Genomic DNA, 13119 nt, shown 5'->3' on the forward strand with positions numbered 1-13119 from the left:
AACTGCCTTTTTTTAACGCAACAGCACAAACTACATGCCATTCGCCATCACCGCCGAACAGAAGCAAACAGCATTTTGGATCGCGGTCTGGCTGGCATTTTTGCTGCTGCTCGTCAGCCTCGGTCCCATCCTGACGCCCTTCCTGGCCGCCGCCATCCTCGCCTACGTGCTCAATCCCGGCGTCGACCGGTTGCAGCGCCTGCATTACAAGCATTTTTACGTGCCCCGTCCGCTAGCCGTGCTGGTCGTCGTAGTGTTGTTTTTCCTCGCCATTACGGCGCTGGTACTGATCGTCGTACCCGTGCTGCAAAAGGAAATCCCGCTGCTGCAGGCGCAAATCCCGCAATTCCTGAACAAGGCCAACGATTTCCTGGCGCCGAAGCTGCGCGACCTGGGGATCCGCGTGCGCCTCGATGGCACCGGCATCAAACGCATGCTGAGCCAGCAGATGGCCACCAGCGGCGATGAAATCTGGAGCACGGTACTCGCCTCGGCCCGTATCGGCGGCACGGCCGTGCTGGGCTGGCTGGCCACCGTGGTGCTGATTCCCGTGGTGCTGTTCTATCTGTTGCTGGATTGGCATCCGATGCTGGCGCGCATCGCCGGCGCCGTGCCGCGCCGCTGGGTCGGCCGCACGGTGGGCATGGCGCAGGAAGTCGATACCCTGCTGGCGCAATATCTGCGCGGCCAGCTGCTCGTCATGCTGGTGCTGGCCACGTATTACTCGGTGGCGCTGGCCATCGCCGGTTTTGAAGTCGCATTGCCTGTGGGCATCATCACGGGCTTGCTGGTGTTCATTCCCTATCTGGGCTTCGGCCTGGGACTGATGCTGGCGCTGATCGCCGCCCTGCTGCAGTTTGCCGACTGGAGCGGCGTCATCGCCGTGGCCGTCATCTATGGCTGCGGCCAGGTCATCGAAGGCTTTTTCCTCACGCCGCGCCTGGTGGGCGAGCGCATCGGCCTGAACCCGCTGGCCGTGATCTTTGCCTTATTGGCTTTCGGACAATTGTTCGGTTTCGTCGGCGTTTTGCTCGCTTTACCCGCTTCTGCCGTCCTGATGGTCGCTTTTAAGCATCTAAGACGCCACTACCTGTCCAGCACCTTCTATAATGCGTGACAAGGTGACTGACATAAGCTACTGCGCGTCGCACTTTGCGGCCGGCGATGCTCACCGTACTACAGTACGGTTGCGCTTCTCGGCCACAAATCGCTGCCGCTCGCGACGCTTCTGTCAGGCACTCGATACGACTACAATGTTAAATTAATAAAAATCCAACAACAAACGCGATGACGACGCACAAGCAGTAATGAAAAACAGGACAAGGCGTACGCCATGAAACAACTGGTGCTCGATTTAGGCACAGACCAGGCGCACAGCCTCGATACCTTCGAGGTGGGACAGAATGCCGAAGTGGCGCAGCTGATGCGCCAGTTCGCCGCGCGCACTTCGCGCGAACACTTTGCCTACCTGTGGGGCGAACTGGCCGCCGGCAAGAGCCACCTGCTCAAGGCCCTGGCCAGCACCGAGCGCGCGCGCTACATTTCGCCATTCTCGATCGAGTCCGAATTCGTGTATTCGCCTGATGTGGATTTGTACCTGCTCGACGACTGCGAAAAACTGTCGCCGCTGGCGCAGATCGATGCCTTTGCCCTGTTCAATGAAATCCGCGCCAACAAGGCCTTCATGGTGTGCAGCGGCGCCGTGCCGCCGGCCGTGCTGCCCGTGCGCGAAGACTTGCGCACGCGCATGGGCTGGGGCCTGATCTATCAAATCCACGGCTTGACGGACGATGAAAAAATCGCCGCCCTGACCCAGGCGGCCACCACCCGCGGCTTGACCTTGTCGCCCGGCGTGTTACCCTATCTGCTGTCCCATTTCCGGCGCGACATGCGTTCGCTGTCGACGATGCTGGACTCTCTCGACCTCTACTCCCTTGAAACCCAACGCCCGATCACCTTGCCATTGTTGCGCGAGTTGCTGCAGGCGGAAGCGAAAGAATGATGAATCTGGCCCTGTTTGACCTCGACCACACCCTGCTGCCCATCGACTCGGATCACGAGTGGGGCGAATTCCTGGTACGCATCGGTGCCGTGGACGCCGCCGAATTCACCCGCCGTAACGACGAATTTTTCGCGCAATACCAGGCCGGCACGCTCGATCCGGTGGAATACCTGGAATTTTCGCTCGGCACCCTGGCGCAATTCCCGCGCGAACGCCTGGAAGCGCTGCACAAGCAATTCATGGCTGAAGTGGTCATGCCGGCCATCCGCCCGGAAGTCGTGGCCCTGCTGAAACAGCACCAGGACGCGGGCGACCTGCTGGCCATCGTCACGGCCACCAACCATTTCATCACCAAACCCATCGCCGATGCGCTGGGCGTCGAGCACCTGCTGGCCGCCATGCCAGAATATGACACGCAAGGCAATGTCACGGGCAAGCTGGTCGGCACGCCGACCCTGGGCGCGGGCAAGCTGACCCACACCTATGCCTGGCTGGAAAAGATGGGCAAGGAACTGGGGCAGTTCGAGCGCAGCTATTTTTACAGCGATTCGCACAACGACATTCCCCTGCTGTCGGTCGTGACCCACCCTGTCGCGACCAACCCCAATACCGCTTTGAGCGCACACGCATCCCTCCACGGCTGGCCATCACTTCACTTATTCAATGATTAAAAAATTCATCCGCAAGATCCTCGGCGTTAAAAAAGAGGCAGCGCGCGACACCACGGCACCCATCGTGCTCGGTCCTGCGCAACACGGAATCGACCCGAAACTGGTGTCGTCGAATGCCATCCGCGTCACCAGCAGCCTGCAGGAAGCGGGCTTCGAGGCCTTTGTCGTCGGCGGCGCCGTGCGCGACCTGCTGCTGGGCGTGAAACCGAAAGACTTCGACATCGCCACCAACGCCACGCCGGAACAGGTCAAGCGCTTGTTCCGCCGCGCCTTCATCATCGGCAAGCGCTTCCAGATCGTGCACGTGATGTTCGGCCAGGATTTGCTGGAAGTGACGACCTTCCGCGGCGCCGGCGCCGACTCCGCGCCCAAGGATGAACATGGCCGCGTCCTGCGCGACAATACCTTCGGCTTGCAGCACGAAGATGCGCTGCGCCGCGACTTCACCATCAACGCCATGTACTACAACCCGGCCACGCAGGAAGTGCTGGACTACCACGGCGGCGTGGAAGACATCCGCGCCAAGACCTTGCGCATGATCGGCAAGCCGGAAGAGCGCTACCGCGAAGATCCCGTGCGCATGCTGCGCGTGGTGCGCTTTGCCGCCAAGCTGAAATTCACCATCGAGCCGCACACGGCCGCGCCGATCCCCATCATGGCGCCGCTGATCAACAACGTGCCCGCGCCGCGCGTATTCGATGAAATGCTGAAACTGCTGATGAGCGGCCACGCGTTGGCCTGCCTGCAGCAGCTGCGCAAGGAAGGCTTGCATCACGGCCTGCTGCCGCTGCTCGACGTGGTGCTGGAACAGCCGCTGGGCGCAAAATTCGTCACCCTGGCGCTGGACGCCACGGACGCCCGCATCGCCGCCGGCAAGACCGTCTCGCCGGGCTTCCTGTTCGCTTCGCTGCTGTGGCACCAGGTACTGGAAAAATGGACGGCCTACCGCGCCGCCGGCGAATCGACGATTCCCGCGCTGCACCTGGCGGCCGACGACGTGCTCGATTCGCAAACGGAAAAACTGGCCTTGCAGCGCAAGATCGGTTCCGACATGCGCGACATCTGGTCGATGCAGCCGCGCTTCGAGCGCCGGGTCGGCAAGGCGCCGTACAAGTTGCTGGAGCACCTGCGCTTCCGCGCCGGCTACGACTTCCTGCTGCTGCGCTGCGCCTCTGGCGAGATCGACATGGACATCGGCGAATGGTGGACGGCCTTTTATGAAGGCGACGAGGAAACGCGCGAAGCGCTGCTCGTCAGCGCCAATGCCGCACCGGGCGCCGTCAAGAAAAAGCGCCCGCCACGCCGCAGCACGCGCAGCAAGACCGGCGGCGGCTCGGCCACCGGCAGCAGCAGCGACGAATGATGGACGCACTTGCGCTGGTCACCGCTTACATCGGCATCGGCGCCAACCTGGGCGACGCGCGCGCGAATGTGCAGGACGCGATCGCGCGCCTGGCGCGCCTGCCAGGCGCCAGCTTGCTGGACGCCTCGGCCAGCTACCGCACGGCGCCCATCGATTCGAGCGGTGACGACTACGTCAACGCCGTGGCGCGCATCACGACCACCCTGCCGGCAGAGGAACTGCTGCTGGCCCTGCACGCCATCGAGGCAGCGCATGGACGCGAGCGGCCTTACCGCAACGCCCCGCGCACCCTGGACCTGGACTTGCTGCTGTACGGCGATGAACGGATCGCCAGCGCCACGCTGACAGTGCCCCATCCGCGCATCACCGAGCGCGCCTTCGTGCTGGTGCCGCTGCTCCAACTGGCGCCCGCCGTCATCGTGCCCGGACTCGGTCCGGCGCAGGACTACCTGGCGGCCGTGGCCGATCAGGCCATCAGTCAGCTCTGACCCCAGCCCTGACCCGTTTCGCTCCCATCCTCTACAATGCCGCTCCTGCAGCAGGCCGCATAAAGTACTACACTAGCGGCGTTGCACCCCTTTCACTCTAGAGAATACCTATGTCCGCTTATTTGCAAGGAACAGATCTGGCCGCAAAAGACAAGGCCGCCACACCGGCGCCGGCGCCATCCAAGCCTGTCGCCAACAAGGCCGTGACCATCCACACCCTGGCCACGCTGCGCGCCGCCGGCGAAAAGATCACCATGCTGACCTGCTATGACGCCAGCTTTGCGTCCCTGATGGACCGCTGCGGCGTGGAGATCCTGCTGATCGGCGATTCGCTCGGCATGGTCTGCAATGGCCACAACTCCACCCTGCCCGTCACCGTGGCCGAACTGGCCTACCACACGGCTTCCGTGGCGCGCGGCAGCAAGTCGGCCATGATCATGGCCGACCTGCCGTTCGGCGCCTACGGCACACCTGAAACAGCCTATGCCAACGCCGTCATCCTGATGCAGGCTGGCGCGCACATGATCAAGATCGAAGGCGGCGCCTGGCTGGCCGAGATCGTCCGTTTCCTCACCGAACGCGGCATCCCCATCTGCGCCCACATCGGCCTGACGCCGCAATCCGTGCACCAGCTGGGCGGCTATAAAGTGCAGGGCAAGAGCACGGAAAGCGCGGCGGAACTGAAGAACGACGCGCTGACGCTGCAAAACGCGGGCGCCGCCATCGTGCTGATGGAAGCGATGCCGTCGCAGCTGGGCAAGGAAGTGACGGACATGCTGACCATCCCCACCATCGGTATCGGCGCCGGTCCCGATTGCTCGGGCCAGGTGCTCGTCATGCACGACATGCTGGGCGTCTTCCCGGGCCGCAAGGCGCGCTTCGTGCGCAACTTCATGGAAGGCGCGGCCAGCATCGACGACGCCGTCACCGGCTATGTGAAAGCCGTCAAGGATGGCAGCTTCCCGGCGCTGGAACACTGCTTCTGACGTAGTTTGTTTTAAGTCGGCTTGCGCGCTGCGCGCCAAGCCGACCTACGAGACAATCAACGCCGTAGGCCGGGTAGGTCGGATTAGGCGGGGCCGCCGAGGCCGCAGGCCGTAATCCGACAACACCACAGGCGCAAACCCCTACCCCACCTGTATCCACGTCGTCTTCAGCTCCGTGTACTTGTCCAGCGCGTGCAGTGACTTGTCACGCCCGTTGCCCGACTGCTTGTAGCCGCCGAACGGCACGGTGATGTCGTCGCCGTCATACTGGTTGACGTGCACGGTGCCCGCGCGCAGGGCCCGCGCCGTCTGGATGGCCTTGGTGATGTCCGATGTCCATACGGCCGCCTGCAAGCCGTACGGCGTGGCATTGGCCTGTTTCACCGCCTCGCCAATATCCGTAAAACCCAGCACGGACAGCACGGGGCCGAAGATCTCTTCGCGCGCGATCGTCATGCCCGCGTCCACGCCGAAGATGGTGGGCTGCACATAGTAGCCGCCCGTTTCCGCGCGCACGGCCTCGCCACCGCCCAGCAGCTGCGCGCCTTCGCTCTTGCCGGCCGCGATATAGCCCATCACGGTTTGCATCTGCGTCGCGTCGACGATGGCGCCCATGACGGTGGCTTCGTCGAGCGGGTCGCCGGGCTGGAAGCGCGGCAGCATGGCCAATGCCTTGGCCAGGAATTCTTCCTTGATCGATTCTTCCACGAACAGACGCGATGGCGCGTTGCAGCTTTCGCCCTGGTTGAAGAAGATGGAGCCGACGGCGGCCGCCACGGCCTTGTCCAGGTCAGGGCAATCGGCGCAAACGATGTTGGCGGACTTGCCGCCCAATTCCGTCCACGCCCGTTTCAGGTTTGACTGGCCCGCCATCTGCACGATCAATTTTCCCGTGCGCGTGGAACCCGTAAAACCGATGCAATCGACATCCATGTGCAGCGCCAGCGCGGCGCCCGCCTCGTTGCCGTAGCCGGGCAGCACATTGAAAACGCCGGCCGGCACGCCCGCTTCCAGCGCGATGTCGGCCAGGCGCAAGGCCGTCAATGGGGATTTTTCGGAGGGTTTGAGGATCACGCTATTGCCTGCCGCGAGGGCCGGCGCGATCTTCCAGGCAGCCATGATCATCGGGTAGTTCCACGGCACGATGGCGGCGACGACGCCCACCGGTTCGCGCGTGATCAGGGCCAGGCTGTTGGCCGGAGTCGGCGCGATTTCATCGTAGACCTTGTCGATCGCCTCGCCATACCAGCGCAGGCAGTTGGCCGTGGCGCCCACGTCCACGCTCTGGCTGTACTTGATCGGTTTGCCCATGTCCAGGGTTTCCAGCAAGGCCAGCTCGGGGCCGTACTTCTGCACCAGGTCGGCGAACTTGATCAGCACGCGCTTGCGCTGCGCAGGCGATTTCCCTGCCCAGCGGCGGTCCTCGAAGGCGGCGCGCGCGGCCTGCACGGCCGCATCCACGTCCGCCCCATCGCAACGGGCCACTTGCCCCAGGAGACGCCCATCGATGGGCGACAGATTGTCGAAAGTCTGGCCTGACCTGGCCCCGGCGCGCTCGCCATTGATGAAGGCACGCCCATCGATCTTGATCTCTGCGGCACGTGCGTGCCAGCTGGTGTTTTCCGTCATGGTCGTCTCCTGCAAGGTGAAAACGCCAGCTTACTCCTAGTCTGCCAAATAAGCCGCAGACATCTGCTTGCGCCGTCTCCGGTCGGCGCGCGCCAGCATCACGGCATACGCGATCACGGCAAGCGTCACCACCAGGATGGTCAGCGCGGCGATGGCATTGACGCGCGGATCGAGCCCCAGGCGCGCGCGCGAGAAGATCACCAGCGGCATCGTCGTCGAACCGGGACCGGACAAAAAGGCCGACAGCACCACGTCGTCCAGCGACAGGGTAAATGTCAGCAGCCAGGCCGACGCCAGCGCCTGCGTGATGTTCGGCAGGGTCACGAGGAAGAATACCTGGTGCGCGCGGCAGCCCAGGTCCATGGCCGCTTCGGCCAGGGATTTACTCATCTCCTGCAGGCGCGACTGCACCACTACGGCCGCATACGCCATGCCCAGCAGGGTGTGGCCGAGCCAGATGGTCAGCACGCCACGTTCGGGGAAACCGAAGACCTTTTGCATGGACACCAGCATTAGCAGCAGGGACAGGCCGATGATCACTTCTGGCATCACCAAAGGCGCGCTGACCATGGCGGAAAACACCGTGCGGCCACGGAAGCGCTGGTAGCTGGTCAAGGCGAAGGCGGCAAACGTGCCGAGGATGACGGACGATGTGGCCGACATGAAGGCGATCTTCAGGGACAAACCGAAGCCCGAGATGATTTCCGTGTCGCTCATCAACTCGCTGTACCAGCGCAGCGAAAAGCCGCTCCACACCATGTCCTGGCGCGAGCTGTTGAACGAAAAGACGATCAGCACGATGATGGGCAGGTAGAGGAACAGATAGCCGAGCGAGAGCCAGCCGCGGCCGAACCAGCGCTGCAGGAAATTACGTCCGTTCATGTGCGTTCCTCCGCGTTCTGGTCCGTCTTGTATTTGTTAAAAATGGCCATCGGCACGAGGATCAGCAAGACCACCAGCACCGTCACCGACGACGCCATGGCCCAGTCGTTGTTCGTGAAATATTCATCCCACAGCACGCGGCCGATCATCAGGGTTTCCGGGCCGCCCAGCAGCTCGGGAATGACGTATTCGCCCACGGACGGGATGAACACCAGCATGGCGCCGGCGATGATGCCCGATTTCGACAGAGGTACGGTGATGCGCCAGAACGCCTGCAAGGGCGTGGCGCCCAGGTCGGCCGCCGCCTCCAGGAAGCGCATATCCATTTTCACCAGGTTCGCGTACAGGGGCAGGATCATGAAGGGCCGATAGGCGTACACCATGCCCACCACCAGCGAAAACGAGGTGTTCATCATGTGCAGCGGTTCGCTCACCACGCCCAGCGCGATCAGCAAGTCGTTGAGCAAGCCGTGGTTGGCCAGGATGCCCTTCCACGCATACACGCGCAGCAGAAAGGAAGTCCAGAACGGCAGCATCACCAGCATCATCAGCACGGGCCGGATCGATGGCTTGGCGCGCACCATGAAGTAGGCGAACGGGTAGCCGATGAAGAGGCAGATGGCGGTGGTGATGGCCGCGTATTTCAATGAACTGAGATAGGTGAGCAGATACAGTTCATCGGCGGCGATGAACAGGTAGTTGGCGATTTTGACCTTCAGCACGACGATGCCATCGACATACGACAGCAGGCCGCCGAACGGACTGCCCGCCGTGTCCATGTCGGACAGGCTGATACGCAGCACGATCAGGAAAGGCACGAGGAAGGCTGCCGCCAGGAACAGCGAGGGAACGGCGATGACGGCGCCGCGGCCAGCATTTCTTCCCGTTATCCAGCGCAAGGTGACCAGACCGCGCAGCATTTGCAAAATGGACGTCATGATGGCCTCAGTTGGTCAGCACGACGATGTCGGCGCCATCCCACCACACCCACACGCGCTGTTCGCGCTCGAGGCGCGCGGCGTCGTGGCGGGCCGCGTTGGTGCGCGAGACTTTCACCACCGTGCCGCTGTCGAGGCACACGTGGTAGCTGGTTTCATTGCCAAAATATGCCATGGCGACGATCACGCCCTGGGCGCAGTTGTAGCCGTGTTCCGCCGGCGACGCGCGCTCTTGCAAGGCAGGTGGCTCGATCTGGATGCCGATTTTTTCGGGGCGCACGGCCACCGAAACATCCATGCCCAGGTTGCCCGTGATGCCGTGCGAAACATAGTGCTCGCCATCGGCGGTGGCGATGACCACGTGGTCGGGTTCATCTTCCGTGATGCGGCCATCGAACAGGTTGACGCTGCCGATGAAGTCGGCCACGAAACGGCAGTTCGGCGTCTCGTAGATTTCGCCGGGAGCCCCCACCTGCAGGATGCGCCCTTCGCTCATGACGGCGATGCGCGTGGCCATGCTCATGGCCTCGTCCTGGTCGTGCGTGACCATCACGCAGGTGACGCCCACCTGCTCGATGATATTGACCAGTTCCATCTGCGTGCGTTCGCGCAGTTTTTTATCCAGCGCGCCCAGCGGCTCGTCGAGCAGCAGCAATTGCGGACGCTTGGCCAGGCTGCGCGCCAGCGCCACGCGCTGCTGCTGCCCGCCCGACAACTGGTGCGGCTTGCGCTTCGCATACTGCCCCAGTTGCACCAGCGCCAGCATCTGCTCGACCCTTGACGCCACTTCCGCTTTCGGCAAGCCATCGCGGCGCAGGCCGAAGGCGATGTTGTCCCACACGGACAAATGGGGGAACAGCGCATACGACTGGAACATCATGTTGATGGGGCGCTGGTGCGGCGGCACATCGACGATGCTGTTGCCCGCCAAAGCGATGCGCCCCGACGTCGGCGTCTCGAAACCGGCCAGCATGCGCAGCAGGGTCGACTTGCCGCAGCCTGAACTGCCGAGCAGGGCGAATATCTCGCCCTTGTTGATCGTCACGGAAATATCATTGACGGCGCGCACGCCATCGAATTCCTTGACCAGTTGATCAATCAGCAAGAAAGGCGCTGGGGCGTCGCTGGCCGACGCGGCGGGTGTTGCTATCGTCATTGTGGGTGGCTTCTGGGTAAGAGGGTGTCAAAATGAAAAACTGGCCACTACAAAGAGCGGCCAGGATGGAAGTTTAGCGGAACTGCCGCGATTCTGGTCCAAAAAATGCGCAGATGGCGGCAAAATGGGGCAAAAACCTACACCCAGCCCTTCGCCTTCACGTCCGCATGCGTCTTGTCCAGGCACACGCGTATCAAGCCCACCATTTCATCGATCTGCGCGCGCGTCATCACCAGCGGCGGGGCGACGATCATGCGTTCGCCCACGGCGCGCATGATGACGCCGTTGTCGAACATGTGGCCGCGGCAGATCATGCCCACGCCCTGGCCCTCGTCGAACAGCTCGTTGTCATGCACGGTGGCGCCCTTCTTGCGCACGAGGTTCAGGCCCGCGACCAGGCCGCAGCTGTCCGCATAGCCGACCAGCGGATGTTCGCCCAGGCTGGCGAAGCACTGCTTCAGGTACGGTCCCGTATCGTCGGCCACCTTCGCCACCAGCTGCTCTTCCTCGATGATGCGGATGTTTTCCAGCGCCGCCGCGCAGGCAACGGGGTGGCCGGAATACGTGAAACCGTGCGTGAATTCGCCGCCCTGCTCGATCAGCACCTTGGCTACCCTGTCGCCCACCAGCACGCCGCCCAGCGGCACATAGCCGGACGTGACACCCTTGGCAAAGGTGATCAGGTCGGGCTGGATGCCGAACAGTTCGGAGCCGAACCAGCGCCCCAGGCGGCCGAAGCCGCAGATGACTTCATCGGCGATGAGCAAAATGCCGTACTTGTCGCAGATACGCTGGATCTCCGGCCAGTAGGTCGATGGAGGGATGATGACGCCGCCGGCGCCCTGCACCGGCTCGCCGATGAAGGCGGCCACCTTGTCGGCGCCGATTTCCAGGATCTTGTCTTCCAGCCAGCCAGCCGCCTTTACACCGAATTCCTCGGGGCTCAAGCCGTGGCCCGACTCCAGGTAATTGGGCTGGCCGATATGCGCGATGCCGGGGATGGGCATGCCGCCCTGCGCATGCATGCCATCCATGCCGCCCAGCGACGCTCCCGCCACCGTGCTACCGTGATAGGCATTGTGGCGGCTGATGATGGTATGTCTCTCCTTGTAGCCGAGGATATCCCAGTAGCGGCGCACCATGCGCAAATTCGTGTCGTTGCCGTCGGAGCCGGAACTGGTGAAGAACACGTGCTGGAACTGCGGCGGCGAGATTTGCGCCAGCTTGGCGGCCAGCTGCGCGGCCGGCACGTTGGTCGTGCCAAAGAAGCTGTTATAGAACGGCAGCGTCTCCATCTGCCGGTACACGGCTTGCGAGATCGACGTGCGGCCGTAGCCCACGTTGACGCACCACAGGCCCGACATGCCGTCGACGATCTTCTTGCCCTGGCTATCCCACAGATAGACGCCGTCGCCGCGCACCATCACCCTGGCGCCCTTGCTTGCCAGGTCCTGGAAATCAGTGAATGGATGCAGGTAGTGGGCCGAGTCCATCTGCTGGATGGCGGCCGTGTCATACACCTGCGGCGCCGCGTTTTTCTGCGCCACGGAGGCGACCAGGGCGGCGCTCGGCGCCAGCGGATTGTTTGTTGTACTCATTGCGATCCTTTCTTAAACGTGGAGCAGAAGATGCTCGCGCTCCCAGGGACTGATGACGGTCATGAACTCCTGGTGCTCCAGGTCCTTGATGGCCGCATACACGTCGATGAAGCGCTCGCCCAGCACCGTGCGCAGCTTGTCTTCCGCGCGCAGCAGCTGCAGGGCTTCGGGCAAGCCTTGCGGCAGTTCGAACTTCATGTCATAGGCGCTGCCCACCATCATCGGCGTCGCTTCCAGCTGCTCCGTCATGCCGAGATAGCCGCAGGCCAGCGTGACGGCCAGGGCCAGGTAGGGATTGGCGTCGGCGCCGATGATGCGGTTTTCCACGCGCCGGTCCTGCACGCCCGACTCGGGCACGCGGAAGCCCACCGTGCGGTTGTCCAGGCCCCACTGGATGTTGATCGGCGCGGCCGTATGGCGCACGATGCGGCGGTAGGAATTCACGTAGGGCGCGACGATGGCCATGGCCGACGGCATGTAGCGCTGCAGGCCCGCGATGTAATGCTTGAAGATGGGCGCGGCCGAACCGTCCTCGTTGCTGAAGATGTTCAGGCCTGTCTTCGCATCGACGACGCTCTGGTGCACGTGCATGGCGGAACCCGGTTCACCCGCCATCGGCTTGGCCATGAAGGTGGCGTACATATCGTGTTTCAGGGCCGCTTCACGCAGGGTGCGCTTGAAGAAAAACACCTTGTCGGCCAGGCCCAGCGGATCGCCGTGCAGGAAGTTGATTTCCATCTGTCCCGCGCCGATCTCGTGGATCAGCGTGTCGACGTCAAGGTTCATCAATTCGCAGTAATCGTAGATATCCTCAAACAGGGGATCGAACTCGTTGACGGCGTCGATGCTGTACACCTGGCGGCTCGTCTCGGCCCTGCCGCTGCGGCCGATGGGCGGCTTCAAGGGCAAGTCCGGGTCCGTGTTTTTCGCCGTCAGGTAGAACTCCAGTTCCGGCGCCACCACCGGTTTCCAGCCCTTGTCCGCATACAGTTTCAGCACGCGCCGCAGCACGGAGCGGGGCGCGAAATCGACCAGCATGCCGTCGGCGAAATAGCAGTCGTGGATGACTTGCGCGGTGGGATCGGTTGCCCACGGCACCATGGTGATGGTGGTGGGATCGGCCTTCAAGATCATGTCGCGGTCGGTGCTGGAAATGGCGCGGTCGTAGCCCCCATCGTCGACCGGATAATTGCCCGTCACCGTCATGCCGAGTACCGCTTCCGGGATGCGCATGCCGCGCTCCTGGGTGAATTTCCCGCGCGGCAGGATCTTCCCGCGCGCCACGCCCGTCAGGTCGGGTACCAGGCATTCGATTTCCGTGACGCGCTTTTCATTGAGCCACAAATCCATATCCGTATAGGTGAAATTTTCACGTATTGCCATGTTTCCCTCTCGCTGGTCTTGAT

Annotated in this window: 12 protein-coding genes; 6 read left to right on the plus strand and 6 right to left on the minus strand. The window is 62.8% G+C overall.

All coding sequences use genetic code 11. The features are described from left to right. Positions 1–34: 34 nt before the first annotated feature. From U0004_RS27170 to panB, 6 genes are all read left to right on the plus strand, one after another. The gene (locus tag U0004_RS27170) at positions 35–1117 is read left to right on the plus strand and encodes an AI-2E family transporter (RefSeq protein ID WP_034788685.1); all 1083 of its coding nucleotides are present in this window, start codon (positions 35–37) and stop codon (positions 1115–1117) included. A 216-nt stretch (positions 1118–1333) separates the two neighbouring features. Then, complete coding sequence (gene hda / locus U0004_RS27175; protein WP_058048421.1) at positions 1334–2002, plus strand: DnaA regulatory inactivator Hda; 669 nt, start codon at positions 1334–1336, stop codon at positions 2000–2002. Next, positions 2002–2673, plus strand: a complete 672-nt coding sequence (locus U0004_RS27180) for a histidinol-phosphatase (protein WP_070254851.1) — start codon at positions 2002–2004, stop codon at positions 2671–2673. Before hda ends, U0004_RS27180 begins: the two co-directional genes overlap by 1 nt. Beyond that, on the plus strand, positions 2666–4036 hold the full coding sequence (gene pcnB / locus U0004_RS27185) for a polynucleotide adenylyltransferase PcnB (RefSeq protein WP_070254664.1): 1371 nt from the start codon (positions 2666–2668) through the stop codon (positions 4034–4036). The genes U0004_RS27180 and pcnB overlap by 8 nt, the downstream gene beginning before the upstream one ends. Further along, positions 4036–4524, plus strand: coding sequence for a 2-amino-4-hydroxy-6-hydroxymethyldihydropteridine diphosphokinase (gene folK / locus U0004_RS27190; RefSeq protein ID WP_070254853.1), 489 nt, complete (start codon positions 4036–4038; stop codon positions 4522–4524). The genes pcnB and folK overlap by 1 nt, the downstream gene beginning before the upstream one ends. A 110-nt stretch (positions 4525–4634) precedes the next feature. Beyond that, entirely contained in the window at positions 4635–5510 is an 876-nt protein-coding gene (panB, locus tag U0004_RS27195) for a 3-methyl-2-oxobutanoate hydroxymethyltransferase (RefSeq protein WP_170846355.1), read from the plus strand. Between the two features lie 141 nt (positions 5511–5651). On the opposite strand, the gene U0004_RS27200 is transcribed toward panB, so the two are convergent. The 6 genes from U0004_RS27200 to U0004_RS27225 all read right to left on the minus strand — a co-directional run bounded on the left by U0004_RS27200 (position 5652) and on the right by U0004_RS27225 (position 13096). Then, a complete protein-coding gene (locus U0004_RS27200; protein ID WP_070254665.1) occupies positions 5652–7139 on the minus strand; it encodes an aldehyde dehydrogenase in 1488 nt (495 codons plus the stop codon). Between the two features lie 36 nt (positions 7140–7175). Then, positions 7176–8021: an ABC transporter permease gene (locus U0004_RS27205; protein ID WP_034788693.1), complete on the minus strand. Its 846-nt coding sequence runs from the start codon at positions 8019–8021 to the stop codon at positions 7176–7178. Continuing rightward, the gene (locus U0004_RS27210) at positions 8018–8959 is read right to left on the minus strand and encodes an ABC transporter permease subunit (protein WP_327076248.1); all 942 of its coding nucleotides are present in this window, start codon (positions 8957–8959) and stop codon (positions 8018–8020) included. Before U0004_RS27210 ends, U0004_RS27205 begins: the two co-directional genes overlap by 4 nt. Before the next feature lie 7 nt (positions 8960–8966). Then, positions 8967–10115: an ABC transporter ATP-binding protein gene (locus U0004_RS27215; protein ID WP_070254667.1), complete on the minus strand. Its 1149-nt coding sequence runs from the start codon at positions 10113–10115 to the stop codon at positions 8967–8969. 137 nt (positions 10116–10252) lie between these two features. Then, on the minus strand, positions 10253–11713 hold the full coding sequence (locus U0004_RS27220) for an aspartate aminotransferase family protein (protein WP_070254668.1): 1461 nt from the start codon (positions 11711–11713) through the stop codon (positions 10253–10255). 12 nt (positions 11714–11725) lie between these two features. Beyond that, positions 11726–13096, minus strand: a complete 1371-nt coding sequence (locus tag U0004_RS27225) for a glutamine synthetase family protein (RefSeq protein ID WP_034788700.1) — start codon at positions 13094–13096, stop codon at positions 11726–11728. Positions 13097–13119: the final 23 nt, after the last annotated feature.

Source organism: Janthinobacterium lividum, from assembly GCF_034424625.1.
GTDB classification, from domain to species: Bacteria; Pseudomonadota; Gammaproteobacteria; order Burkholderiales; family Burkholderiaceae_D; genus Janthinobacterium; species Janthinobacterium lividum.